Source organism: Vibrio sp. Y29_XK_CS5, assembly GCF_024181835.1.
Taxonomy (GTDB): domain Bacteria; phylum Pseudomonadota; class Gammaproteobacteria; order Enterobacterales; family Vibrionaceae; genus Vibrio; species Vibrio harveyi.
In genome coordinates this window covers 257,123-282,121 of record NZ_JAMZAM010000002.1, presented here as the reverse complement: position 1 = coordinate 282,121, position 24,999 = coordinate 257,123, and the positions used below count along the sequence as shown (strand labels likewise).

Sequence of the window (24,999 nt, the reverse complement as noted above, 5' to 3'; positions counted from 1 at the left end):
CTCATTTTTATTATCAATTGATGTTTTTTCGGACTATTTATGTATGTTTGAGCTGAAAAAAGTAATGTCAGCCTTGTTAATGCCGCTTCCGGCATTGCTAATCATAGGCTTGTTAGGTCTTGCTCTCATTAGTTTTACCACAAAACGTAAAACTGGCTGCTTTGTTGTTCTATTCTCTTTTGTCGGCATTTTCCTCGTTGCCTTCCAACCTGTTTCAACCAAGCTTCTGATGCCTCTTGAGCGCGAGTACAAAGCGTTTTTACCTGTATCAGGTAGCATTGACTATGTCATGGTGCTTGGTAATGGTCATGTCGTCGATGATGAGATCCCACCAACTTCTCAACTAAGCCGTACAGCGCTAATGCGCCTTACCGAGGGCATCCGTATTTTACGTATGTACCCTGGCGCTAAGTTAATTTTGTCCGGTTACGCAGGTGGATCTGAAATCAGTCATGCGCGCATGATGGCTAACGTGGCACTTTCTCTTGGTGTCGCAAAGTCCGACATCATCCTTCTCGAAGACGCTAAAGACACATGGGAAGAAGCCCGCCAAGCCGCTGCCTTTGTGAAGCAAAAAGACATTGTGCTGGTAACCTCAGCAAGCCATATGAAGCGTGCTTTGTACGAGTTTAATGCTGCAGGTATCAAGCCAATCCCTGCGCCAACTAACTTTATGGCAATTGATGACATTGAACAGCCATGGCAAAAGTACACTCCGAAAGCTCGTTACTTAGAACAAACCGAATTGTATTGGCATGAGTATTTAGGTGGGTTGTGGCAAAAGTTGCGTGATAACGTAGGTCAAACACCAATGGTTGAAGTAGAACAACCATAAAACACTTAAAAACGATTCAGTGGTCAAATTGCGGAAACAAAAAAGGAGAGCCAATGCTCTCCTTTTTCTTTAGGTATGATTTAATCACCAGCAAACATGTAGCCTTCACCGTGAACCGTCACAAAGATTTGTGGGTTCTTAGGATCAAACTCCATCTTAGCGCGCATGCGGCGAATCAGTACGTCAATCGTACGATCATTTGGCGCATCCACTCGGTGGCTGATCATATTCAAAATACGCTCGCGGCTTAGTACCTGATTTGGGTACGAGGACAGTGCAACCAATAACTCGTATTCAGCTTTGGTTAGTTTCACTGGCTCACCATTACGGCTTAGAGCTCGACGCTGAATATCAAACGTCCACTCACCGAAGCGCACAATGTGTTCTTCATTAGTGTCGTTCGCTGCTTTTTGAGAACCGCTGCGTGCCGCAGAGATGCGCCATAGCAAGTTCTTCACGCGAACCAATAATTCCCTTAGTTCAAAAGGCTTTGTCACATAATCGTCTGCGCCCATTTCTAGACCAACGATTTTGTCAATGCTATCCGTGCGTCCTGTCACTAATATGATGCCGATATCTGATTGGCTGCGTAATTCACGCGTAAGCATAAGGCCGTCTTCGCCAGGCAGGTTAATATCCAGCATGATTAGGTCAACATCACCGCCTTGAAGCACTTCGCGCATCTCTGCGCCGCTTTCTGCTTCACTGACTTTGTAACCTTCATTTTGGAAATAGCCCGCGAGCTTACTGCGAGTTACAACATCATCTTCTACGACTAATACGTGATAGCTCATTTACACCACTTTCTGTCTTTTTTATTTTCCAAGACGTATTCTATTCATAACTAGTAACATTTCTAGTCATAGATACATTAAAAAGCAAGATTTTGCGATTTTATTGATTCAAAGCAAGCTTATTTACAGCCATTCACAAATACGCATATTTTCCAATAATGCATAACAATTATAGTTACTGCTATTCATCTTAATTGTTTACACTTAAGGGATAACCATTCAGGAGCAAAAAAATGCAAGAAGTGAAAGCTTTTAACGAGAAACGCGCAGAAATCTATTGGTGGTTTTCTAGCCTGTTCGCAAAAGAACTGACAGAGAAAGAACTAGAAACCTACCACAGTGTTGAAATTCGAAGCTTTTTAGCGGGTCTTGGTGAAAACGAATCACTAAAACCAGCTGTTGATACCCTTGTTGATGCACTCAACCGTTTACAAGACCGTGAAGACGCTCAGTTAGAATTAGCAGCGGACTTCTGTGAACTCTTTCTAAAAACAGAAAAACACGGCGCACTGCCTTATGCTTCAATGTACATCGGCGAATCTGGTTTATTAAATGATAAGCCAGCAGAAGAGATGGAAAAACTGATGGCAGACTTTGGCGTGCAAGTGGACGAAAATCTGAAAGAACCAGCGGACCACTTAGCGGTCGAGCTAGATTTTCTAGGCAACATGATTATCCGCTCGAACGAACTAGAGCAAGATAAACATATGGAAGAAGCGTTCGGAAAACAGAACGAGTTCATCCAACAACACCTTATGACTTGGCTGCCACAGTTTGCTGCTAAATGTAAGCAATTCGACGAATTTGGTTTCTACATTAGCGTTGCGCAACTATTAATTGCATTTTGTAAACTGGACAGCACCTACCTTCTTGGTGAATAATTGCCACCTATTTTGGGGAGTCTGTCATTCAGACTCCCTATTTTATTCGTTTGTTTTTAATCTGGCACAGAGAAATACAAGCAATTTAGCCGTTAAAATGTGACCTCAGGGGCACAAAACAACTGCCTAGAATATTGCCAGCTTGCCCGCATCAGTCTAAAATGTGAGCGCAAACGATTAAATATGATTTATATGTAAACCGCTGAAATAAAGCGGTTTTTGTGTTTTCTTAACAGGATTGCTGACCAATTCCTCACTTATATAAGAAAGGAATATGAGACTCAGCGATAAATGTTGCTACAAACCTTTTTATACCGATTTCGGAACAACCGCTGCCAAATATCTCAGCAATGCCCCTATTCGCAGTTGCTCGGTTTGTGCAAGACCCTAAGCGTATGGTTGTCTTCACTACGGTATTTACAGTAGCTCGATACAGGACATCATTTATGGCCACTATTAAAGACGTTGCTCGCTTAGCCGGCGTTTCTACCACTACGGTTTCGCACGTAATTAATAAAACTCGCTTTGTTGCTGAAGCAACTCAAGAAAAAGTAATGAAAGCGGTGGATGAACTTAATTACGCACCAAGTGCCGTTGCGCGCAGTTTAAAATGCAACTCAACTCGTACCATCGGTATGTTAGTTACTCAATCTACTAACCTATTCTTCTCTGAAGTAATCGACGGCGTTGAGAGCTACTGTTACCGTCAAGGTTACACTCTGATCCTATGTAACACGGGCGGTATTTACGAGAAGCAACGTGACTACATCCGCATGCTAGCTGAGAAACGTGTAGATGGCATTCTAGTAATGTGTTCTGACCTTACGGAAGAGCTAAAAGAGATGCTTGACCGTCATTCAGACATTCCTAAAGTTGTCATGGATTGGGGTCCTGAAAGCTCACAAGCAGACAAGATCATCGATAACTCAGAAGAAGGCGGTTACATCGCAACAAAATACCTGATCGACAATGGTCATACTGATATTGCTTGTCTGAGCGGCCACTTCGAAAAAGCAGCTTGCCAAGAACGTATTGCGGGTTACCGTCGTGCGATGGCTGAAGCAAATCTAGCCGTTAACGAAGATTGGATTCTTGAAGGCAACTTTGAGTGTGACACGGCTGTCTTAGCTGCAGATAACATCAGTGCTATGGACAAACGTCCAACCGCTGTTTTCTGTTTCAATGACACAATGGCACTTGGCTTGATGAGCCGCCTACAACAAAACGGTATCAAAGTACCAGACGATATTTCTGTTATCGGTTACGACAATATCGAACTTGCTGAGTACTTCTCTCCACCGCTAACGACGATTCACCAACCAAAACGTCGTGTGGGTAAAAATGCATTTGAGATCCTACTTGAGCGCATCAAAGATAAAGAGCATGAGAAGCGTGTTTTCGAAATGCAACCAGAGATCGTTGTGCGTAATACAGTTAAGAAATTGAACTGATCTCTCACTTGATTTTATAAAGCGCTCCTAGGAGCGCTTTTTTATTGCCTAAAAATAACTTTTTTTGGACATTTCATCAGAAAAATAATTTAAAGAACGAAGATAAGTTGCTGTTTTAACTCAAGGTAGCACATATCCTTGATAGACCTTTTGTATTACAATTATACATTCCAGCATATGAAACTTTACACATCAAATTACCACTATTAACTGAACCAAGATCACACTTCAACGTTTGAAACGTGATGTTAATTCAATATACGAAGTATCCTCAAAGAGTCACGCACAGGGCAAACCATCCGAAAGGGTGGGACGCAAAGCCTCCGGCCTGAACCATCTTATTAGATGGAAGGTAGCGGGGTTACCGATGGCAAATATGCATTAAGTGAGTTTACCCTTTAATGACATTGTGTCTGCATGCATTTGCTAATCTCTCGGACCTGATTTTTGGTGGCGTAATATTAATTACACCGAGATAACACACCATGGATAAACCGATACTCAAAGACTCAATGAAGCTGTTTGAGGCACTTGGTAATATCAAGTCGCGCTCAATGTTTGGTGGTTTTGGGCTCTTCGCCGATGAAACGATGTTTGCGCTTGTCGTAAACAATCAACTTCATATTCGAGCTGACCAACAAACTTCATCTGACTTCGAGACTCAAGGACTAAAACCGTACGTCTACAAGAAACGTGGTTTCCCAGTCGTTACGAAATACTATGCAATTTCTGATGATCTTTGGGACACAACCGACCGCTTGATTGAAGTTGCCAAGCAATCCCTCGAGACTGCTAAGCAAGAGAAAAAACAACAAGCAAGCACCAAGCCTAATCGATTGAAAGATCTACCTAACCTGCGTCTAGCAACTGAGCGTATGCTCAAGAAAGCGGGCATTGACTCTGTAGAGCAACTTGAAGCAGAAGGCGCGCTAAACGCATACAAAGCAATCCAAGATACGCATGCCTCTACGGTAAGCCTTGAACTGCTCTGGGCGTTAGAAGGTGCAATCAAAGGCACACATTGGAGTGTCGTACCTCAGTCTCGTCGAGAAGAATTGATGAGTGCTCTTTCCTAAAGCATTTATATCAGCATGACATTGAGTAAAAACCGCAGTTTTCAAACTGCGGTTTTTTTTTGAAATTTTTTATTGCCCCATTCTGTCTTATTATCTAAGAAGCCAAACGGAGCTATTGATATGAATAAGAAACTGATTTTAGGACTGATCCTACTCGCGACGATTATCTTTTTAGGCGTGAATTTTGGTCAATACCTAACACTAGAAAACGCGAAGGCGCAACAAGAAGCGTTGAACACTTTTATTAGCGAAAACTTCGTATTCGCTGCTGCCACTTATTTCTTTGCTTACATTGCCATCACTGCGTTTTCGATTCCAGGTGCAGCAGTGGTGACTTTGCTTGGTGCGGCGCTATTTGGTTTCTGGACAAGTTTGCTGCTGGTTTCTTTTGCCAGCACAATCGGTGCAACGATCGCTTTTTTAAGCAGCCGTTACCTATTGAGGGAATGGGTACAGAGTAAGTTTGGAAACAAGCTAGGTGCGATCAACCAGGGTGTAGAAAAAGACGGCGCATTTTACCTGTTTTCGCTACGCTTAATCCCTGTTTTTCCATTTTTCCTAATCAACTTGTTAATGGGTCTAACACCAATGACTATTGCTCGATTCTACTTAACAAGCCAAATTGGTATGTTGCCCGGCACTGCGGTTTATCTGAATGCAGGTACACAGCTAGCAACCATTGATAGTCTTTCTGGAATTGTGTCACCAACCGTATTAGCATCGTTTGCTCTACTTGGTTTGTTCCCTATTATCGCTAAATGGGTTATGAATAAGGTTCGCCCTGCACAAGTACAGAATGGAAACGCTTAATGAAAATATACATCGCTAAAAATCCGGCTGAAGCTCATATCGTTTGTGAGCTTCTTAAAACCGAGCAAATAGCCTGCGAAGTGCGAGGTGAAGGCATGTTCGGATTGAAGGGAGAGCTGCCTTTTAGCGATGATACTGACCCGTATGTTTGGCTTTTACATCCGGAGCAACAGTTGAAAGCATCAGCCATCGTCGAAGACTATCGAAAACAAGCAGAGCTTATTTACCAAGATTGGCAGTGCCCACAATGTTCGGAGCAAAATGAAGGTCAATTTGGCGCTTGTTGGCAATGCGGATATCAAATAGGGGAGCCTTAAAGGCTCCCCTATTCTTTTCAATCATTTTAAGTTTAAGCGGCTAAGCTTTGCTGCTTAATGAACTCGATAGAGTGTTGATTGAAGTCATCAGGTCGTTCTACATTGCACACATGACCACAGTCTGGAATCTCGCGTAGAACACTTTGCTTATGTACCGCAACCATCTCTTTAACTGGCTTGATGAACATGTAATCCCTATCACCCATTAAATACAATGTTGGGATAGGCAGTTCACGATCTTTAAAGTATTTCATCAGAGGATTAACGTCAGCGGCTAAGATGAACCATCGTTTGAATTCTTTCTGGCACAATTTCTTTGCTTCGCGGATAAATAGGTGACGTGATTCTCGTTGGTTTTTTTGCGGCATAACAATGTAGGCAAACAACTTGTACAGCCACATATAAGGCAGAATGTGCTTTCCTAGATTACCTAACTTCACCAGGATTTGTGAGCGAGTATTTAAACGCGTAACAGCGCCACCAAGAACCATAGAGCGTACTCGCTCAGAGGCTAACTCAGCCAAATTACGAACAATAATAGTACCCAAAGACATACCGACAAAGTGCGCAGACTGAATCTTAAGATGATCCAAAACTTTTAGAATATCTTGAGTCACCGCCGTAAAGGTATAGCGACTTGTCATCAATTCTTTAAGCAGTTGGTTAGATTTTCCATGCCCTCGAAGGTCGATCAGCAGTAAGTTAAAGTGCTGCTTATACGCTTTGATCTGCTTAAACCATATCGAAGAACTGCCACCAGCACCATGCACGAAAACGACCCACTCTTTGCTAGTAGGGTGTATATAGGTTTTATGGAATAAAAGTGGCTGAGTCATGTATCAGTATGAAAAACATTCTTTGTGAACAGGAATGGATAAATGCTACCACACTCCTTATGGGTAAGATAATAAAGGCACCCTATTCGGTGCCTTTCGTTACACTTTTTAAAGATTTTGCGTCAATTTAACGCGGCTCTATACAACTGCAAGTATTCTTCCGCAGCTTTGCGCCAACAAAAGTCTTTCTGCATTGCATGAAGCTGTACACGCCTTACTTCGTTCGGACTCTGTGCGTAAAGCAACAGTGCCCTTAGCATCGTCAATAACAACGCTTGTGGTGTTGGCTCATAGAATACAAAACCTGTGGCTTCTTCAAGATCTGCGTCGTAGTCATTAACACTGTCTTTCAAACCGCCTACACCACGAACAATCGGCAACGTGCCATAAGCCATACTGTAGATCTGATTTAAACCACAAGGTTCAAATTCTGAAGGCATCAGGAAGAAATCTGAGCCAGCCTCAACAAGGTGTGCGAGTTCATTATCGTATGCTTCCACAAAAACCAACTTATTAGCGAACTGTGCTGAGACGTCTCTCAGTTGGGCAGCAAGGATAGGATCGCCAGTCCCCACGACGACAACTTGAACATCATGTTTGAGGAAGTCAGCCAATGCTGGTAGCAAATAATGCACGCCTTTTTGTTGCGTTAAACGGCAAACCATACCAAACATAGCGCAATCAGATGCTTCAAGACCCAGCTTTTCTTGTAGGGCTCTCTTACAAGCGTTTTTGCCACGCACCATGCTTTGTCGGTTCGCTTTGTAGTTCAACGGTAAACTAGAGTCCGTTTCTGGATTCCACGCACTGTAATCACAACCATTTAGAATACCCACTAAATCGTCAGCGCGTTGTTGAAACTCCCACGCCATACCATGACTACCTAGCTCGGTCTTAAGCTCTTCTGCGTAAGTCGGGCTTACTGCATTGATTTTGTCTGCATTCATCACCCCCGCTTTGAGCATGGTGATGTGAGTGGCACTGACGGCAGCATCAGGCACATTTCGACTATGGAACTCTGGAAGGCATTGAACATCGTCGTAACTAAATACCCCTTTGAACACCGCGTTGTGAATTGAAATAACGCTGCGAGTGTTTGCAAAGAAGGCTTCATTGCCGTATCGATGTTTGAGCAAGAATGGGACTAATCCTGTATGCCAGTCATTAGCGTGAACAATGTCCGGCTGGAAGCCAAGCTTAGGTAACATGTCCAAACACGCTGCACTAAAGAATGCAAAGCGTTCACCATTGTCTGTATAAGCTTGGTTGTTTTCGGCGTACATAGAAGGACGATTGAAATACGGCGGACAATCAATTAAGTAAACTGGATTATCCCCAAGCGTTAACTTAAGCACTCGGTACGCCGTATGCGGCCAACTCGTTAACTCTGTTTCTAGAACCGTTTCCGCTTCCGATAGTTGCTCAATGCCAGTATAGGCTGGAATAGAAATTCGTACATCTTGCTGAAGATTTTGAAGGGCTTCCGGCAGTGCCTTGGCTACATCAGCCAAGCCACCACTTTTAATTAGTCCGTCGACTTCAGACGCTACAAACAGAACAGACAAATTGTTAGTAGCCAACACGTGCTCCTTTTGGAATTACAACGATGCCATCATCTGACACATGGTAGTGTTTCTTATCTTCTTGTAGATTTACACCAATTTGCGTACCCGGCGCAATATCTGCGTCTTTATCTACAATCACGCGACGAAGCACACAACCTTCCCCGACTTTCACATCACCGAGCAAAATACACTGGCTGATGTCACACGCCGAAGCAATGTTGCTACGGAAACCTAATACTGATTTTTCAATACGTGAACCACGCACGTAGCTACCGTTACATACCAAGCTATCGATGATCTGAACTCGACCATTAACAGAGTCAGTAAATGTCGCTGGTGGCAATGGTGGGTAATAAGTATGAAGTGGCCATTTGCGGTTGTATAGAGAGAACGGTGCGTCTTTCTCAAGAAGATCCATATGAGCTTGCCAGTACGCATCAATCGTACCTACATCGCGCCAATATACTTCTTCTTTCTCACCCGTGATGCGGTTGGTACTGAAGTCATAAACAAACACATCACCACGCGGGAACATTTTAGGAATAATGTCTTTACCAAAGTCGTGCGTTGACGCTTCGTTATCAGCATCTTCAATAAGTTCGGCAAACAGTGTCTGAGCTTCGAAGATATAGTTACCCATAGACACGAGTGCGTGCTCTGGATCACCTGGGATAGATTTCGGATTAGCTGGCTTTTCTTCAAAGCCAATCATGCGACCTTCGTTGTCTACTTCGATAACACCAAATTGAGACGCTTCAGATAGCGGCATTCTTAGCGCTGAAACCGTTAGCGAAGCCTCTTTCTCTTGGTGGAAAGCCAACATCTGTTTAATGTCCATTTTATAGATATGATCGGAACCAAAGATACATACTTGATCAGGTTCTGCCAACTCCATAAAACGCAGGTTTTGGTAGATAGCATCTGCCGTTCCTTCATACCAACGCTTGCCTGTACGCATCTGCGCAGGAATTGGGTCGATAAAGCGGTCGGTGATGCCATTGATGTTCCACCCTTTCTTCAAGTGGTGGAATAGAGATTGAGATTTGAATTGAGTAAGGACGTAAATGCGCATTAAATCCGCATTTACAAAGTTATTCAGAGCGAAATCAATAAGTCGGTAACTTCCGCCGAAAGGGACCGAAGGTTTACTGCGGGATTCCGTTAAAGGTCTCAAGCGAGAGCCTTCACCGCCAGCAAGAATCATTCCCAAAACACCAGCCATTCGTTGTTCTCCATATAGTTATAGCTTGGAACTGGTACTCGCTTGATATGAGCAGAACTCGGGGAGTCAAGCGAATACGTTAATACGTCCATACTGATGAGTTTCTATGAACCCTCACAATACGAACTGAAAAAGCTATTGCACATCCTCGTACGCACACGCCTTAGTTATTCTTTATTTTCGGCGCTAAATAACAGCATACAGTTGCATTATCTGTCTAATAAGTTATCGAACTGGAACTAAATTACAATTTAAAATATGCCATTCCGTGTAGTGTACAGATGTTGCTTACTCAATACGGTATCTTGATCACACAATGGGACGCAAACGATTACATTGTGAAAACAATTTACAAACCGATTAACTACACAAGTGCAGTTTTGCGACAGGATACGATGAAACTATGACCGTTGGATGAAAACAAGAATGGTGAAAAATGGAAGAAAAATGATTGGTGAAATGAATGAATTATAAAATAGCAGGTAAAAAATAAGGCAGCGTATGAGCTGCCTTATCGATTCAATCTCTAGGATTATGCTTTCGCTTTTTTGCGCTTGTCCGTGATTTCCCACTTACCATCGATAAACAATGCCGTCCAACCACTTGGTTTGCCATTGTCTTCAGTGCGCACGTAGTTCTCTTTGCTCTTGCGGCTAAAGCGAACAACAGCAGGGCGACCATCAGGGTCCGCAGTTGGCGCGGTAGTCAGATACTTAAACTTCTCAGGAAGACGTTCTTCGAAGCGAGCAAGTTCAGAAACTAATGGTGCACGAGTCTCACGTGATTTAGGGAAGTTACTCGCAGCCATAAACAGACCAGAAGCACCATCACGTAAAACAAAGTACGCATCTGAGTTTTCACATGGAAGTTCAGGGAAATGAACTGGATCTTCTTTCGGCGGTGCTACTTCACCGTTCTTAAGGATCTTACGAGTGTTCTTACACGTTTCACTTGTACAATCCATGTATTTACCGAAGCGACCGTTCTTAAGCACCATGTCAGAACCACACTTGTCACACTCAACAACTGGACCATCATAGCCTTTCACTTTGAATTCGCCATGCTCGACGATGTAGCCTTCACAGTTCGGGTTGTTACCACAAACGTGCATCTTGCGTTTATCATCGATCAAGTATGCGTCCATCGCCGTTTCACAGATAGGACAACGCTTCTTAGCACGCAGAGCTGCTGTTTCCACATCTTCTTCTAGAACGTTGATGATACCGTCTTCGTCACCCAAGTTGATGGTTGTCTTGCAACGCTCTTTAGGTGGCAATGCGTAACCAGAACAGCCTAGGAATACGCCTGTTGACGCGGTACGAATACCCATAGGACGGCTACAAGTCGGACACTCGATATCTGTCATCACAATGTGATTCAACTTCATGCCGCCTTCGTTCTCGTCTTGCTCCGCTTTCTCTAGATCGCCAGTGAAGTCTGTGAAGAAGTTATCTAGAACATCTTTCCACATCACATCGCCTTCAGCGATTTGGTCAAGCTTCTGCTCCATACGCGCAGTGAAGTCGTAGTTCATTAGATCATTAAAACTGTCATCCAGACGGTCAGTAACAATCTCGCCCATCTTCTCTGCGTAGAAACGACGTTGTTCTACTTTTACGTAGCCGCGATCTTGGATCGTAGAGATGATTGAAGCGTATGTAGAAGGACGACCAATGCCGCGCTTCTCAAGTTCTTTTACCAGTGCCGCTTCTGTGAAACGTGCAGGTGGCTTGGTAAAGTGCTGTTTAGGATCTAGTGATTCAAGATCTAGCTTATCGCCCAGTTGAACAGCAGGAAGAATCGTATCTTCGTTTTTACCCATTGGGCGTTGAACGCGAGTCCAACCGTCAAACTTAAGAATACGACCTTTCGCTTTTAGCGTGTACTCAGCCGCTTTCACACTGATGGTGGTTGAATCGTATTCTGCAGGCGTCATTTGACACGCAACGAATTGATTCCAAATCAGCGCGTACAGCTTGTGTGCGTCCGCATCAACACCTTGTAGGTCTTCAGCTTTCACAGCAACATCGGAAGGACGAATTGCTTCGTGCGCTTCTTGTGCGCCTTCTTTGCTACCGTATGTTAGCGGTTTAGCTGGAAGGTATTTGTCACCAAACTCAGAACCGATGAAACCGCGAACTGCATCTACTGCTTCCGCGCTCAAGTTGGTTGAGTCGGTACGCATATAGGTGATGTAACCCGCTTCGTATAGACGCTGCGCCAGCATCATTGTCTTCTTAACGCCGTAGCCTAAACGAGTACTCGCTGCTTGCTGAAGTGTAGACGTAATGTATGGTGCAGACGGCTTACTTTTCGTTGGGCGGTCTTCACGCTTACATACTTCGTAGCTTGCGTTTTCCAGTACCGACATCGCCGCCTTGGTTTCAGCCTCGTTAACTGGCTTAAACGCAACGCCATCTTTCTGCGCAACAAGCAGTTTGAACGCCGTCTTATCTTTTGTGTGCGTATTTGCGTTGATATCCCAGAATTCTTCTGGAATGAAAGCGTTGATTTCACGCTCGCGCTCAACCAGTAGTTTAACCGCTACTGATTGTACACGACCAGCAGACAGACCACGCGCCACTTTCTTCCATAGCAATGGAGAAACCATGAAACCTACTACACGGTCCATGAATCGACGTGCTTGCTGTGCGTTAACACCATCCATGTTTAGCTCACCAGGCGTCTGGAAAGCTTGCTGGATTGCATTCTTCGTGATCTCGTTAAACACTACGCGTTTGTATCGCTCTTCATCGCCACCGATGATCTCACGAAGGTGCCATGCGATTGCTTCCCCCTCGCGGTCTAAATCGGTTGCGAGATAAACGTAATCAGCATCTTTGGCTAATTTTTGCAGTTCGCTAACGACTTTTTCTTTGCCTGGAAGGATTTGGTAATTCGCATCCCAGTCATGATATGGGTTAATCCCCATTTTTTTGATTAGAGCTTTACGGTCTTTTTCTTTTTTGACACGCGCTTTTTCTTCCGGGCTCATTCCTTTAGTAGAAATGGCTGCGGCTTTTTTCTCACCAGTGCTTTGACCGGCCGTAGGCAGATCACGCACGTGACCAACACTAGACTTAACAATAAAGTCTTTACCAAGGTATTTATTTATCGTCTTAGCCTTGGCTGGTGACTCCACTATAACGAGCGATTTACCCATAACTGACTCTAACGTCCTTCATAATAATGCGGGTAACTAGCCCAAAGGAAGCTACCCGCATAATGTTCTATTTCATTGCTTCTTTTTTTACTATTGTGCGAGATGAAAAGAAGATCAACTGCTTTTTTGAAATTCAGATCCGATTGGTTGACAATTCATCGCCTTTGTACTTTGACGAGGCAGGGTACTGCAAAAGGTCTTGAGCGGCATATACTAAGCAGGCAAAGTTTCCTCTCGCTAGTCGAATTCGATAAATTTTGTCTCTCATCACAAAATAATTTGTCTTACGCGATCAGAACGTAAGCTTAAGTTATGCCAGTGAAATATCGGCTATTTGCAGATGAGAATCGCTTCGCTACTCCCTCTATATTAACGTGTGACGTTCGTAAAACACGCAATCACTGTTTTTAGTATGCAAACCCTTCACAATTGTGGGTATACTGCCCCCACTTAAAGTTTCATTGAATGACGAGAATGGTATGTCTGATAGAAAACACATTGAAGAGTTCGACCTTCTTTTAATTGCGAACCAAATCATCCAAGAGCACGATGACTACATTGAAGGCATGCGCGCAACAAGTGTAGAAGAAAAAGACGGTGTTTTGGTGTTTAAAGGTGAGTACTTCTTAGATGAAAAAGGTCTGCCGACAACCAACACTACTGCGGTTTTCAATATGTTTAAGTACCTAGCGCATCACCTTTCAAAAGAGTTCACATTGAACAAGTAAGCGCTTCAAATTCCAATAAAAAAGCCAGAGTCTCTACTCTGGCTTTTCACTTTCAATAAGGCGAATTAGCAGCTTAGTGCCTTTAACTTATCGAAGTAGTCTGGGAAGGTCTTTGACGTACATTTAGGGTCGTTAATCGTCACTGGAGTATCACTCAGTGCCACTAATGAAAAACACATCGCCATGCGGTGATCATCGTAAGTATCAATCGCTGCGTGCGTAAGCTTAGGGACTGGCTTCACGATGATGTAGTCCTCACCCTCTTCCACCTCAGCACCGACTTTACGAAGCTCAGTCGCCATCGCTGAAAGACGATCCGTTTCCTTTACGCGCCAGTTGTATACATTGCGAATTGCGGTTGTACCTTCAGCAAAAAGCGCTGTCGTTGCAATAGTCATTGCTGCATCAGGGATATGGTTATAATCCATATCGATGCCTTTTAACTGACCAACACGAGAAATGACGTAATCATCACCCCATTCGATTTCTGCACCCATTTTTTCAAGTGCATCAGCGAATTGGATATCTCCCTGAATGCTGTTCTTACCAATACCGGTTACTTTTACTTCACCACCCTTGATGGCAGCTGCGGCCAAAAAGTAAGAAGCAGAAGAAGCATCACCTTCCACCAAAAAATCACCCGGAGCGATATATTGCTGACCAGCTGGAATCACAAACTCTTGGTAATCATTGTTGATTACGTTGACACCAAACTGCTTCATGATATGGAGTGTAATGTCGATGTATGGTTTAGAAACCAACTCACCGTCAATATTGATGCGAATCTCACCATCAGCCAGCGGTGCTGACATTAAAAACGCTGTCAGAAATTGGCTAGAGATTGAACCATCAATCGATACAGAGCCAGACTTAAGTCCAGTACCAGTGATTTTCAGCGGTGGGTAGTTTTCGTTCTCTAGATATTCGACGTCAGCGCCTGCTGCTTTTAAGGCTGTCACTAAGTGACCAATTGGGCGTTCTTTCATGCGAGGTTCGCCAGTAAGAACGTATTCACCTTCACCTAAGCACAAGGCTGCTGCCAATGGGCGCATTGCTGTACCTGCGTTACCCAAAAATAGCTCAACAGGTTCAGAAACAGAAAATGGACGACCAAGCCCCTCTACGACACATTCTGTCTTGTCCTCGGACAACTGATACTGAACACCAAGCTTAGTCAGAGCGTTCAACATGTGGCGAATATCGTCGCTGTCGAGAAGGTTGGTCAACCGAGTCGTGCCTTTTGCTAGAGCGGCAAGAAGCAAAGCTCGATTGGAAACGCTTTTTGATCCAGGAAGGTTCACTTCCCCTTGAATTTTATTGATAGGTTGTAACGTTAGGCTTTCCATTAAAAGTTGTTAATCCTTTGTGCTCTCACTTCACAATTTTTGAGAGCTAAACAATTCTTCGTGAATTCAGACTAACGAAAAAGCCACCACAAAACCAGAGCAAATCTACGCTAATTTTTGAATAATTAGTCAACTTCGTTTTTGCAGTACAAACATATACCCAAGTGACATCAAGATGCATGGTTCAGACCGTTGTCATTGACTCGAGAGCAAAGAAAACAACGCAGTGTATTGGTTGCCAACTTTTGGCTTGGCTCCACTGAACCTTCAAATCCTAACCACGCTAACAAACCAAGCCATTGTCGCTACCCCAAACATCTCGAGGTTACTTAGAAATATCTAATACGCAATATCAACCCTGACACCATCATCAAAATACAGAATGCGTACATCATCACCACGGTTAAACAGCATACTATTATCAACGTCTTGAATGACGTTGATAAGTTTGTTGCCATCAACCTTAATTAGCAGCTCAACCAATTTATACTCAACCGTGTATTCGTAGTTATTTCGATTTCGAACGACTGCGGCCCCCGCGAGTGCGCCCACGGCAGTTGCGACTTCTCTACCTGTGCCACCACCAAATTGGTTGCCAACTAGACCACCAATTGTGGCACCAAGAAGCGTTTCCCAACCGTTACTTTGTGATTGCTTTACTTCTTGTTGAGTTATGTATCGCACAGAATCGACTTTGCCATACACCACTTGATTGACTGGTTTTGCTACATTTCTTTCATAAGCTGCATTGGCGAAAAATGGCAAAAACAGTATGATCCATGCCCATCGTTTTATATTAAGTCTTTCTCTGCTCATAATAAGCTCCTATAGGCTCTGATGTTGGTAAACTTCTCTTTATGGCTATCTATTTAACTGAACTTGATGATTCGCTCTCTTTTCCATCTCCCTATGATGCGCTGAGCGATCCAAACGGTTTATTGGCGTTTGGTGGCGACCTTAACCCCGACCGCATCCTATGTGGCTATCAACAAGGCATTTTCCCTTGGTATGGTCCCGGAGAGCCAATTCTCTGGTGGAGTCCATCACCACGAGCTGTTTTCGATCCTTTGACCTTTACGCCTTCCAAGAGTTTGAAAAAGTTTCAGCGTAAACAACAGTATAAAGTAACGTTAAACAACGCAACCGAACGTGTCATTCAGTTTTGCTCTTCCACCCGCCCTGCGGAAGAGACTTGGCTCAATGACGAGATGCAAGCTTCTTATATCGAGCTTGCAAAGCGTGGTCATTGTCACTCAGTAGAAGTATGGCACGACGATCAATTAATTGGCGGTCTATATGGTATTAGCGTCGGTCGACTTTTTTGTGGTGAGTCGATGTTTAGCCTCAAAGACAATGCTTCAAAAATCGCATTGTGGTATCTGTGCGAACACTTGGCGTCAAATCAAGGTCAATTGATTGATTGTCAGGTGATGAACCCACACCTAGCATCGCTTGGTGCATTTGAACTCCAACGCGACGATTTCATACAAAAACTACTATCTTTAAGAGATAAGAAAACCGATTTGGGCACGTTTGAGCCACAGATTTTGCAGGGCGCGGTATCATGAGCACAGATCTCCAACATATTCGTATTGGGTTAACCAACAACCATCCATGCAGCTATTTACCTGAGCGTGAAGAGCGTGTGGCAGTAGCTCTTGATGCTGATTTGCATACAGAGCAAAGCTATCAAGTATTGATGGCTAATGGTTTCCGCAGAAGTGGAGACACCATTTACAAGCCGCATTGTCAGCACTGTAGTGCTTGTCAACCAATCCGAATCGCAGTACCGGATTTCGTAGCATCCAAAAGCCAGAAACGTTTGCTAAACAAAGGAAAGGCACTGCATTGGGAGATGAAACCTGAGCTCGATTCAAATTGGTTTGAACTCTACAGCCGTTATATTTGCGAACGGCACCAAAATGGTACTATGTATCCACCTCGGGAAGACGAGTTCGCGCGATTTGCTCAAACAACATGGTTAACGACTGGCTTTCTTCATGTTTATGATGACGAAGCGCGCCTAGTAGCCGTTGCTGTCACTGATATTATGGAGCATTGTGCGAGTGCGTTTTACACCTTCTTTGACCCAGGTTATCCTTTGTCTCTCGGGACCTTAGGCGTGCTTTTCCAGCTAGAATACTGCCGACAGCACAACAAACATTGGCTGTATCTAGGGTATCAAATCGATGAATGTCCGGCGATGAACTACAAAACTCGCTTTCAGAGACACCAAAGGCTAGTAAATCAGCGTTGGCAAGGGTAGAATACGCCCCAACTTTACATAATTACTGTTTAGCGGCAAAATTAGCCCGCTAATACCGCCTAATTTCTAAAGAGGATTAAATGGCTAAAGAAGACGTAATTGAGATGCAAGGCACTGTGCTTGACACTCTACCAAACACTATGTTCCGCGTTGAACTTGAAAACGGTCACGTTGTGACTGCACATATCTCTGGCAAGATGCGTAAGAACTACATCCGTATCCTTACTGGTGATAAAGTAACTGTAGAGATGACTCCATACGACCTATCTAAAGGCCGCATCGTCTTCCGTGCTCGTTAATCTCTGATTTTCGAATACAATAAAAAACGGAGCTCGTAGCTCCGTTTTTTATTGCTTGTCATTTGCTTTAAAAACCAGTCTGGCTTTGGGAATTCAATTCACGCTACAAGCTATACTCAAGTGACTTCAAGTTACAGGATTCAAAGCGTTATCTTTGATTCTCTGTTTACCGAAAGTAAGCAAGGAAGACAATGAAGCGAAATAGCCAGCGTTTCAAATAGTTGCCTGCCTTCAAATCAAGTCATTCTCGCTGAACCAAGCTCATTGAAGTTAATTGAGAATATGTAGCAGGCATAAAAAAGCGCACGACTAAGCGCACGCTTTTAGAACTCAACAAGACCTAAGCTTAGTGAAGCGCAGCTTCTTTCTCACTTAAGTACTCAAACTTAAGCTCGTCTTTCACCAACGTAACTTTCACTGTACCACCATCAACCAGTGATCCAAATAGAAGTTCATTCGCCAAAGGTTTCTTAAGCTGCTCTTGGATAACACGTCCCATAGGGCGAGCTCCCATCGCTTTGTCGTACCCTTTGTGAGCCAACCAATGACGCGCATCTTGCGATACTTCCATCGACACACCACGAGCGTCCAGTTGCACTTGTAGCTCCACGATGAACTTATCAACCACTTGATGGATAACCGTTTCATCTAGGCTATTGAACCAAATGATATTGTCTAGACGGTTACGGAACTCAGGGGTAAATACCTTTTTGATTTCCGCCATCGCATCATGACTGTTGTCTTGTTGGATAAGACCGATTGATTTCTTCTCAGTTTCAGCTACACCTGCGTTCGTGGTCATTACAAGGATCACGTTGCGGAAGTCCGCTTTGCGACCGTTGTTGTCCGTTAGCGTACCGTTATCCATCACTTGCAGTAGCAAATTAAAGATATCCGGGTGTGCTTTTTCAATCTCATCAAGCAGCACGACCGAATGAGGATGTTTAATCACCGCATCCGTCAATAGACCACCTTGGTCGTAGCCAACATAACCTGGAGGCGCACCAATCAAGCGACTGACCGAGTGACGCTCACCATATTCAGACATATCAAAGCGCAGTAGCTCAATGCCTAGCAGTTTAGAAAGCTGAACGGTAACTTCTGTTTTACCAACGCCTGTTGGACCTGCAAACAGGAATGAGCCAACGGGTTTGTTATCCACTCCAAGACCAGCACGAGATAGCTTGATTGCTTCTGACAGTGCATCGATTGCCGTATCTTGACCGAACACAAGCATCTTCATCTTGTCATCCAGATTCTTCAGAATGTCTTTATCTGAAGATGATACTGATTTCTCTGGAATACGTGCCATCTTAGCGACCATCGCTTCGATGTCTGCAACACCAACGGTCTTTTTACGACGACTTGCTGGCGCTAGACGACTGCGGGCGCCTGCTTCATCAATAACGTCGATCGCTTTGTCTGGCAAGTGACGCTCGTTGATGTACTTCGCTGACAGCTCTACCGCTGCACGCAGCGCTTTGTTGGTATAACGTACTTCGTGGTGCGCTTCATACTTAGGTTTCAAACCAATTAGAATTTTGGTTGTATCATCCAGAGAAGGCTCTACCACATCGATCTTTTGGAAACGACGGGACAATGCACGCTCTTTCTCAAAGATGTTGCTGTACTCTTGGTACGTCGTTGAACCGATACAACGCAACTTACCACTACTTAGTAGAGGCTTGATCAGGTTAGCGGCATCGACTTGACCACCAGAAGCGGCACCCGCACCGATGATGGTATGAATTTCATCGATAAACAGGATCGCGTCTTCCTCTTTCTCTAGCTGCTTTAACACAGACTTAAATCGCTTCTCGAAATCACCACGGTATTTAGTACCAGCGAGTAAAGAACCAATGTCCAGCGAGTAAATCACACTGTTTTGAATCACTTCAGGAACCTGCCCCTCAACGATTCTCCAAGCGAGACCTTCGGCAATCGCGGTTTTACCTACGCCAGCTTCACCCACAAGTAATGGGTTATTTTTGCGGCGGCGACAAAGAACTTGGATTGTACGCTCTAGCTCTTTATCACGACCAATAAGAGGGTCGATATTACCGGCTTTTGCAACTTGGTTTAGATTTGTAGCAAAGCTTTCTAAACGTTCTTCTGGGTTGGTTTCTTCAGGCGCTTCCGAGCCAAAAGAGTCGGACGAAGAAGAGTCTTCGCTTGAACCAGAAGCTTTGGTAATACCATGAGAGATAAAGTTAACGATATCCAAACGAGAGATATCATTCTTTTTCAGCAGATAAGCGGCGTGAGACTCTTGCTCACTAAAAATAGCAACAAGAACGTTTGCCCCGGTCACTTCGCTTCGACCAGACGACTGAACATGGAAGACGGCGCGTTGAAGTACACGCTGGAAACTCAATGTCGGCTGGGTTTCGCGCGTCTCATCGCTTTCTGGGATGAGCGGCGTTGTTTGGTCGATAAAAATATCGAGTTCGTTACGCAAAGCATCAAGGTCCGCTTTGCAGGCTAGAAGGGCTTCCTTAGCTGCATCATTCTCCAATAATGCAAGTAGGAGGTGTTCGACAGTCATGAACTCGTGGCGTTTGTCACGTGCACGAGCGAATGCACCGTTAAGGCTTGACTCTAGTTCTTTATTTAGCATAAGTACCTCCCGAAAGAACAACTTTGGTTGCTCGAGCAAGTCTTCTTATTACGCTTGCTCCATAGTACATAGTAGCGGATGCTCATTTTCCCTTGAGTACATCGTCACTTGCGCTACTTTTGTTTCGGCAATTTCTGCACTGTATGTGCCACAAATTGCCTTTCCTTCATAGTGAATCTTGAGCATGATTTGCGTTGCTTTATCAATATCATGTGAAAAGAATCGCTCAAGCACCTCTATGACGAAATCCATAGGTGTATAGTCATCATTATTGAGTACAACGTTGTATAGCTTTGGCGGCTGAACTTTTGTACTTTCTCGCTCCAGAAGATCTGAGTCTGGAGTCACCCATTCAAAATTTTTACTCATGGCAATTCAAAGATATCGTATCAAAGGGTTGATGTTTTCGACCTATAAAAACAATCTACCATAAGCATGCCGTGCGGTGTAGTGAGATATGACACCTAATTCGATTTTGATAGATAAAATTTGCGTCCTCATATAGAGACTAATGCACCTCCGGCAGGCGCGCAAATAAAAGATTTTTATCTCTTAGAACGGTTATTTTTTGCTGTTAGAACTATCAATTTTTGCTCTGTTTCCATATAACCGATAAACATTCTTAAACTGCCAAGATCACACTTACAACGGAAAAGTCGCTAAATATCACGAAAACATCACTTTTTATTCATTTAGTAGAATCTTCTAATGTACACACTTGGTTTAGAATGCCCTCGCTCTATTTCAATACCTTGCAGACCTTTTATCTAAACTTCGGCGAACCACCTCGATTGAGTTTGCAAAATTGTTAATCTCAAAAGTGATTTGTTTTCAAATATGTTTCTTAATGTTGTCTTTCACTATTGACTGACGAGATTCATTGACTACAGTGGAAAGTGTTGATGCATAAATCCTCATTCTGAATTTGTTGGATTTCTAACAATTTGATGAATGTGGATGTGCACACTCGACGTGTGTTAGCAATTACTAGCATAGCAAGGCTAACAATGAGACCAAGCTGAAGGGATGGCTTGGGTGAAGTAACAACATCAGTAAAAAATGCATGAGGGATGTAAAAGCATGGCTACAGGTACAGTAAAGTGGTTTAACAACGCCAAAGGATTTGGGTTTATTTGTTCAGACGAAGAGGAAGGAGACATTTTCGCCCACTACTCAACTATCCAAATGGACGGTTATCGTACACTGAAAGCAGGCCAACAAGTCTCATACGAGATTGAAAAAGGTCCAAAAGGTTCACACGCAAGCAGCGTTGTTCCAATAGAAGGCCAAGCCAAATAAATAGAGCGCTGTCGGAAAGACAAATCATTTGCTCTCGTAGAAGCACACGAGCTTTTATGAAGAGAAAAATAAACCCGCGTAAAGCGGGTTTATTGTTTCTATAGGTCTACCGAAGTAGCGTGTACAAGATTATTTATTGATAATAGCGTTCAGCGTTGCGCTTGGACGCATCAATGTAGACGCTAGAGAATCATCAAGAGAGTAGTAACCACCTAGCTCGCCTTTTACACCCTGCGCGTTGTTTAGCTCAGACACAATCGCTTCCTCTTGCTCTGCCAACGCTTTTGCGACAGGAGCAAACTCTGCTGCAAGATCCGTGTCTTCTTTTTGTTCAGCCAATGCTTTCGCCCAGTACGATGCTAAGTAGTAATGGCTACCACGGTTATCCAACTCACCTACTTTACGAGAAGGTGATTTATTTTCGTCTAAGAACTCGCCTGTTGCTTTATCAAGAGCGTCAGCAAGAACTTGAGCCTTCGCATTGCCCGCCATAGAGCTTAGGTGCTCTAGAGAAGCTGCCAGCGCAAGGAACTCACCTAGAGAATCCCAACGTAAGTGGTTTTCTTTTTCAACTTGCTGAACGTGCTTAGGTGCCGAACCTCCAGCTCCCGTTTCAAATAGACCACCACCGTTCATTAGCGGAACGATAGATAGCATCTTCGCTGAAGTACCAAGCTCCAAAATTGGGAACAAATCGGTCAGGTAATCACGCAATACGTTACCCGTTACAGAAATGGTATCTAGACCTTCTTTGAGACGCTCTAGAGAGAATTTACATGCATCGATTGGCGCAAGGATCTTAATTTCTAAACCTGAAGTATCGTGTGCTGGAAGGTAGGCATTCACTTTTTTGATAAGTTCTGCATCATGAGCACGCGCTTCATCAAGCCAGAACACAGCCGGCGCACCCGAAGCACGAGCACGAGTTACCGCAAGTTTCACCCAATCTTGGATTGGCGCATCTTTGACCTGACACATACGGAAGATGTCACCTTCTTCTACTTCTTGCTCAAGAAGAACCGCACCAGAAGCATCTACAACACGTACAGTACCTGCTGCATCTAAAATGAATGTCTTATCGTGTGAACCGTATTCTTCAGCTTTCTGAGCCATTAGACCTACGTTTGGTACGCTACCCATAGTTGTTGGGTCAAATGCACCATGTTCTTTACAGAAATCGATAACCGCTTGGTAAATACCTGCATAGCTACGATCTGGAATCATTGCTTTAGTATCTTTCTGTTTGCCGTCTGGTCCCCACATTTGACCAGATGCACGCAGCATTGCTGGCATAGAAGCATCAACGATGATGTCACTTGGTACGTGCAGGTTGGTAATACCGCGATCTGAGTCAACCATCGCGAGTGCTGGTTGTGTTTCGTATACCGCAAGGATCGCCGCTTCGATTTCCGCTTTTTGTTCAGCAGGTAGCGCATCGATCTTCGCGTATACGTCACCGATACCATTGTTTACATCAACGCCTAGCTCTTCAAATAGCTTGCCGTATTTTGCAAACACGTCTTTGTAGTAAACCTTAACAGCATGACCAAAGATAACTGGATCCGATACCTTCATCATGGTCGCTTTCATGTGTAGAGAGAGCAGAACGTCTTGCTGTTTTGCTTCTGCAATTTCCTTCTCAAAGAACTCAACAAGCGCTTTCTTGTTCATTACCGAACAATCGATCACTTCTTTGTCTTGTAAAGGGAACGCCGATTTAAGTTCTTTCACCGAACCATCTGCAGCGACAAATTCAATTTTTACGTCAGTAGCACCAGAAACGGTTGCCGATTTTTCACTACCGAAGAAGTCGTTGTCTGCCATGCTTGAAACATGAGATTGAGAATCCGCAGACCATGCACCCATTGAGTGTGGGTTCTTCTTCGCGTAATTCTTTACTGAAAGTGGCGCACGACGGTCTGAGTTACCTTCGCGTAGAACCGGGTTAACCGCACTACCTTTGATTTTGTCGTAAGTCGCTTTAATCGCTTCTTCTTCGTAAGTGCTCGGCTCTTCTGGGTAGTTTGGTAGCTCATAGCCTTTTGCTTGCAGCTCTTTGATAGCAGCTTTTAACTGCGGGATAGATGCAGAAATGTTTGGAAGTTTGATGATGTTTGCTTCTGGCGTTTTCGCCAACTCGCCAAGTTCTGCTAGCGCGTCACCGATGCGCTGTTCTTCTTTTAAATGCTCTGGGAAGTTAGCGATGATACGACCTGCTAACGAAATATCACGAGTATCTACATTAATGCCAGACGATGCAGTAAACGATTGAATGATTGGTAGTAATGAATAGGTTGCTAACGCCGGGGCTTCATCAGTGATTGTGTAGATAATTGTAGGTTTTTCTGTAGGCATGAAATTTCCCTATTTTTTACTCAACTAAGCTGAACAACTCAGCAACTGAGTTCGTTGAATTTACGCATTGCTTAACGTTAGTAGTGCATTCCTCCTCACCAACGTGACATGCGGTTTGCACTCTTTCTTATAGTTTGAAGCTCTATGGCTCTCTATCCATGAGTGCACTTTGTGCCAAGTTTGCTTTCATGAAGTTCTTTTGCAAAAACACCTCTCTAAAAGCAACTTGGCTATATCATTAAACAAATAACACGAAATAGTCTATTATTCTGTGCGCTTTTGTTAGTTTTAGGCGCGCAAATGATAGCCGATAAGAAGAAAACTTAAAACTTTCAAACACAGTTCATTTACATTTTTGCAAGGTAGTTAACATGTCATCTCGCACGGGTCATGAAAAAGGTCGCCGTAGTAACCACTCTAAACCGAGCCATTTTAAACGCTCAGGCAAGTCAAACCATTCAAATGGACAGGCGAAAAATCGACCAGGGCGCTCTACCCGTTCATCAAAGTCAACAAAACCACGCATTACACCAGAAGACCGTAAGGTGATCATCTTCAACAAACCTTATGATACGTTGAGCCAATTTACCGATGGAGATGGTCGTAAAACGTTAGCGGATTACATCCCTGTCAAAGATGTATACGCGGCAGGACGGTTAGATAGAGATAGCGAAGGTCTGATGGTGCTAACAAATGATGGCATCTTGCAAGCAAAGTTGACACAACCTCAATCAAAGTCGCCAAAAACTTACTGGGTACAAGTAGATGGAGCACCTAATGAAGAGGACTTGGAAAAACTTCGTAAAGGTGTTGAATTGAAAGATGGCATGACATTACCAGCAAAAGTAGAAGTGATGCCTGAACCAAAGATCTGGGATAGAAATCCGCCCGTTCGGTTTAGAGCTAATATTCCTACAACTTGGCTAGCAATTACGATCATTGAAGGTCGAAATCGCCAAGTACGACGAATGACAGCACATATTGGCTTCCCGACACTGCGTTTAGTACGTTACTCCATGGGTGATATTGCGCTTGACGACTTGAAGCCGGGAGAATGGCGAGAAGTCACTCTCTAAGCTCGTCTAAGCTCGCACATCAAAAAACACCCACATCAAAAAATATAAAAAGCAGGTCAAGAC

At 43.8% G+C, this 24,999-nt stretch carries 22 protein-coding genes and 1 riboswitch; of the genes, 12 read left to right on the top strand and 10 right to left on the bottom strand.

Going from position 1 to position 24,999, the window contains the following annotated elements:
- Positions 1–43: 43 nt before the first annotated feature.
- Positions 44–835 (top strand): envelope biogenesis factor ElyC, encoded by a 792-nt coding sequence (gene elyC, locus NL647_RS11490; protein ID WP_005450349.1) that lies wholly within the window; start codon positions 44–46, stop codon positions 833–835.
- 80 nt (positions 836–915) lie between these two features.
- On the opposite strand, the gene torR is transcribed toward elyC, so the two are convergent.
- Complete coding sequence (torR, locus tag NL647_RS11485; protein WP_005450350.1) at positions 916–1,629, bottom strand: two-component system response regulator TorR; 714 nt, start codon at positions 1,627–1,629, stop codon at positions 916–918.
- Positions 1,630–1,862: 233 nt separating this feature from the next.
- On the opposite strand from torR, the gene torD reads away from it, so the two are divergent.
- From torD to NL647_RS11460, 5 genes are all read left to right on the top strand, one after another.
- On the top strand, positions 1,863–2,510 hold the full coding sequence (gene torD / locus NL647_RS11480) for a molecular chaperone TorD (RefSeq protein ID WP_009698288.1): 648 nt from the start codon (positions 1,863–1,865) through the stop codon (positions 2,508–2,510).
- 446 nt (positions 2,511–2,956) lie between these two features.
- Positions 2,957–3,961, top strand: a complete 1,005-nt coding sequence (gene purR / locus NL647_RS11475) for an HTH-type transcriptional repressor PurR (RefSeq protein WP_005450353.1) — start codon at positions 2,957–2,959, stop codon at positions 3,959–3,961.
- 279 nt (positions 3,962–4,240) lie between these two features.
- A riboswitch (cyclic di-GMP riboswitch) is annotated at positions 4,241–4,330 on the top strand.
- A 116-nt stretch (positions 4,331–4,446) separates the two neighbouring features.
- Entirely contained in the window at positions 4,447–5,037 is a 591-nt protein-coding gene (locus NL647_RS11470) for a TfoX/Sxy family DNA transformation protein (protein WP_005450356.1), read from the top strand.
- Positions 5,038–5,157: 120 nt separating this feature from the next.
- Complete coding sequence (locus tag NL647_RS11465; RefSeq protein ID WP_005450359.1) at positions 5,158–5,847, top strand: TVP38/TMEM64 family protein; 690 nt, start codon at positions 5,158–5,160, stop codon at positions 5,845–5,847.
- The gene (locus NL647_RS11460; RefSeq protein ID WP_005450364.1) at positions 5,847–6,164 is read left to right on the top strand and encodes a DUF2007 domain-containing protein; all 318 of its coding nucleotides are present in this window, start codon (positions 5,847–5,849) and stop codon (positions 6,162–6,164) included. The genes NL647_RS11465 and NL647_RS11460 overlap by 1 nt, the downstream gene beginning before the upstream one ends.
- 32 nt (positions 6,165–6,196) lie before the next feature.
- On the opposite strand, the gene NL647_RS11455 is transcribed toward NL647_RS11460, so the two are convergent.
- The 4 genes from NL647_RS11455 to topA all read right to left on the bottom strand — a co-directional run bounded on the left by NL647_RS11455 (position 6,197) and on the right by topA (position 12,950).
- Positions 6,197–7,000 (bottom strand): alpha/beta fold hydrolase, encoded by an 804-nt coding sequence (locus NL647_RS11455; protein ID WP_005450365.1) that lies wholly within the window; start codon positions 6,998–7,000, stop codon positions 6,197–6,199.
- Between the two features lie 122 nt (positions 7,001–7,122).
- Entirely contained in the window at positions 7,123–8,580 is a 1,458-nt protein-coding gene (gene glgA / locus NL647_RS11450) for a glycogen synthase GlgA (protein ID WP_253650161.1), read from the bottom strand.
- Positions 8,570–9,787 carry a glucose-1-phosphate adenylyltransferase gene (glgC, locus tag NL647_RS11445; protein WP_005450367.1) on the bottom strand — a complete coding sequence of 406 codons (1,218 nt, stop codon included), beginning with the start codon at positions 9,785–9,787 and terminating at the stop codon, positions 8,570–8,572. The genes glgA and glgC overlap by 11 nt, the downstream gene beginning before the upstream one ends.
- Positions 9,788–10,319: 532 nt before the next feature.
- Complete coding sequence (gene topA, locus NL647_RS11440; RefSeq protein WP_029789004.1) at positions 10,320–12,950, bottom strand: type I DNA topoisomerase; 2,631 nt, start codon at positions 12,948–12,950, stop codon at positions 10,320–10,322.
- Positions 12,951–13,429: 479 nt separating this feature from the next.
- On the opposite strand from topA, the gene NL647_RS11435 reads away from it, so the two are divergent.
- Positions 13,430–13,678: a YciN family protein gene (locus tag NL647_RS11435; RefSeq protein ID WP_005450369.1), complete on the top strand. Its 249-nt coding sequence runs from the start codon at positions 13,430–13,432 to the stop codon at positions 13,676–13,678.
- A 65-nt stretch (positions 13,679–13,743) separates the two neighbouring features.
- On the opposite strand, the gene aroA is transcribed toward NL647_RS11435, so the two are convergent.
- Together aroA and NL647_RS11425 are read right to left on the bottom strand one after the other, a co-directional pair.
- Positions 13,744–15,024: a 3-phosphoshikimate 1-carboxyvinyltransferase gene (gene aroA, locus NL647_RS11430; RefSeq protein WP_005450370.1), complete on the bottom strand. Its 1,281-nt coding sequence runs from the start codon at positions 15,022–15,024 to the stop codon at positions 13,744–13,746.
- Positions 15,025–15,363: 339 nt separating this feature from the next.
- Positions 15,364–15,840 (bottom strand): glycine zipper 2TM domain-containing protein, encoded by a 477-nt coding sequence (locus tag NL647_RS11425; RefSeq protein WP_005450372.1) that lies wholly within the window; start codon positions 15,838–15,840, stop codon positions 15,364–15,366.
- A 41-nt stretch (positions 15,841–15,881) separates the two neighbouring features.
- On the opposite strand from NL647_RS11425, the gene aat reads away from it, so the two are divergent.
- From aat to infA, 3 genes are all read left to right on the top strand, one after another.
- Entirely contained in the window at positions 15,882–16,592 is a 711-nt protein-coding gene (gene aat / locus NL647_RS11420; protein ID WP_005450374.1) for a leucyl/phenylalanyl-tRNA--protein transferase, read from the top strand.
- On the top strand, positions 16,589–17,290 hold the full coding sequence (locus NL647_RS11415; RefSeq protein WP_029789002.1) for an arginyltransferase: 702 nt from the start codon (positions 16,589–16,591) through the stop codon (positions 17,288–17,290). Before aat ends, NL647_RS11415 begins: the two co-directional genes overlap by 4 nt.
- A gap of 80 nt (positions 17,291–17,370) precedes the next feature.
- On the top strand, positions 17,371–17,589 hold the full coding sequence (gene infA / locus NL647_RS11410) for a translation initiation factor IF-1 (RefSeq protein WP_001040192.1): 219 nt from the start codon (positions 17,371–17,373) through the stop codon (positions 17,587–17,589).
- 346 nt (positions 17,590–17,935) lie between these two features.
- Here infA and clpA read toward each other — a convergent pair whose 3' ends face one another.
- Positions 17,936–20,206, bottom strand: coding sequence for an ATP-dependent Clp protease ATP-binding subunit ClpA (clpA, locus tag NL647_RS11405; protein WP_005449844.1), 2,271 nt, complete (start codon positions 20,204–20,206; stop codon positions 17,936–17,938).
- Between the two features lie 48 nt (positions 20,207–20,254).
- Complete coding sequence (gene clpS / locus NL647_RS11400) at positions 20,255–20,575, bottom strand: ATP-dependent Clp protease adapter ClpS (RefSeq protein ID WP_005427554.1); 321 nt, start codon at positions 20,573–20,575, stop codon at positions 20,255–20,257.
- Between the two features lie 711 nt (positions 20,576–21,286).
- Between clpS and cspD the strand changes: the two genes are divergently transcribed.
- Positions 21,287–21,505 (top strand): cold shock domain-containing protein CspD, encoded by a 219-nt coding sequence (gene cspD / locus NL647_RS11395; RefSeq protein WP_005427548.1) that lies wholly within the window; start codon positions 21,287–21,289, stop codon positions 21,503–21,505.
- Positions 21,506–21,634: 129 nt separating this feature from the next.
- On the opposite strand, the gene NL647_RS11390 is transcribed toward cspD, so the two are convergent.
- Entirely contained in the window at positions 21,635–23,860 is a 2,226-nt protein-coding gene (locus tag NL647_RS11390) for an NADP-dependent isocitrate dehydrogenase (protein ID WP_253650160.1), read from the bottom strand.
- A 371-nt stretch (positions 23,861–24,231) separates the two neighbouring features.
- On the opposite strand from NL647_RS11390, the gene NL647_RS11385 reads away from it, so the two are divergent.
- The gene (locus tag NL647_RS11385; RefSeq protein WP_005449848.1) at positions 24,232–24,936 is read left to right on the top strand and encodes a pseudouridine synthase; all 705 of its coding nucleotides are present in this window, start codon (positions 24,232–24,234) and stop codon (positions 24,934–24,936) included.
- Positions 24,937–24,999: the final 63 nt, after the last annotated feature.

Coding starts and splice junctions, on each gene's coding strand:
- elyC (WP_005450349.1), top strand. CDS start 44: ATGTTTGAGCTGAAAAAAGTAATGTCAGCCTTGTTAATGCCGCTTCCG.
- torR (WP_005450350.1), bottom strand. CDS start 1,629: ATGAGCTATCACGTATTAGTCGTAGAAGATGATGTTGTAACTCGCAGT.
- torD (WP_009698288.1), top strand. CDS start 1,863: ATGCAAGAAGTGAAAGCTTTTAACGAGAAACGCGCAGAAATCTATTGG.
- purR (WP_005450353.1), top strand. CDS start 2,957: ATGGCCACTATTAAAGACGTTGCTCGCTTAGCCGGCGTTTCTACCACT.
- NL647_RS11470 (WP_005450356.1), top strand. CDS start 4,447: ATGGATAAACCGATACTCAAAGACTCAATGAAGCTGTTTGAGGCACTT.
- NL647_RS11465 (WP_005450359.1), top strand. CDS start 5,158: ATGAATAAGAAACTGATTTTAGGACTGATCCTACTCGCGACGATTATC.
- NL647_RS11460 (WP_005450364.1), top strand. CDS start 5,847: ATGAAAATATACATCGCTAAAAATCCGGCTGAAGCTCATATCGTTTGT.
- NL647_RS11455 (WP_005450365.1), bottom strand. CDS start 7,000: ATGACTCAGCCACTTTTATTCCATAAAACCTATATACACCCTACTAGC.
- glgC (WP_005450367.1), bottom strand. CDS start 9,787: ATGGCTGGTGTTTTGGGAATGATTCTTGCTGGCGGTGAAGGCTCTCGC.
- topA (WP_029789004.1), bottom strand. CDS start 12,950: ATGGGTAAATCGCTCGTTATAGTGGAGTCACCAGCCAAGGCTAAGACG.
- NL647_RS11435 (WP_005450369.1), top strand. CDS start 13,430: ATGTCTGATAGAAAACACATTGAAGAGTTCGACCTTCTTTTAATTGCG.
- aroA (WP_005450370.1), bottom strand. CDS start 15,024: ATGGAAAGCCTAACGTTACAACCTATCAATAAAATTCAAGGGGAAGTG.
- NL647_RS11425 (WP_005450372.1), bottom strand. CDS start 15,840: ATGAGCAGAGAAAGACTTAATATAAAACGATGGGCATGGATCATACTG.
- aat (WP_005450374.1), top strand. CDS start 15,882: ATGGCTATCTATTTAACTGAACTTGATGATTCGCTCTCTTTTCCATCT.
- NL647_RS11415 (WP_029789002.1), top strand. CDS start 16,589: ATGAGCACAGATCTCCAACATATTCGTATTGGGTTAACCAACAACCAT.
- infA (WP_001040192.1), top strand. CDS start 17,371: ATGGCTAAAGAAGACGTAATTGAGATGCAAGGCACTGTGCTTGACACT.
- clpA (WP_005449844.1), bottom strand. CDS start 20,206: ATGCTAAATAAAGAACTAGAGTCAAGCCTTAACGGTGCATTCGCTCGT.
- clpS (WP_005427554.1), bottom strand. CDS start 20,575: ATGAGTAAAAATTTTGAATGGGTGACTCCAGACTCAGATCTTCTGGAG.
- cspD (WP_005427548.1), top strand. CDS start 21,287: ATGGCTACAGGTACAGTAAAGTGGTTTAACAACGCCAAAGGATTTGGG.
- NL647_RS11390 (WP_253650160.1), bottom strand. CDS start 23,860: ATGCCTACAGAAAAACCTACAATTATCTACACAATCACTGATGAAGCC.
- NL647_RS11385 (WP_005449848.1), top strand. CDS start 24,232: ATGTCATCTCGCACGGGTCATGAAAAAGGTCGCCGTAGTAACCACTCT.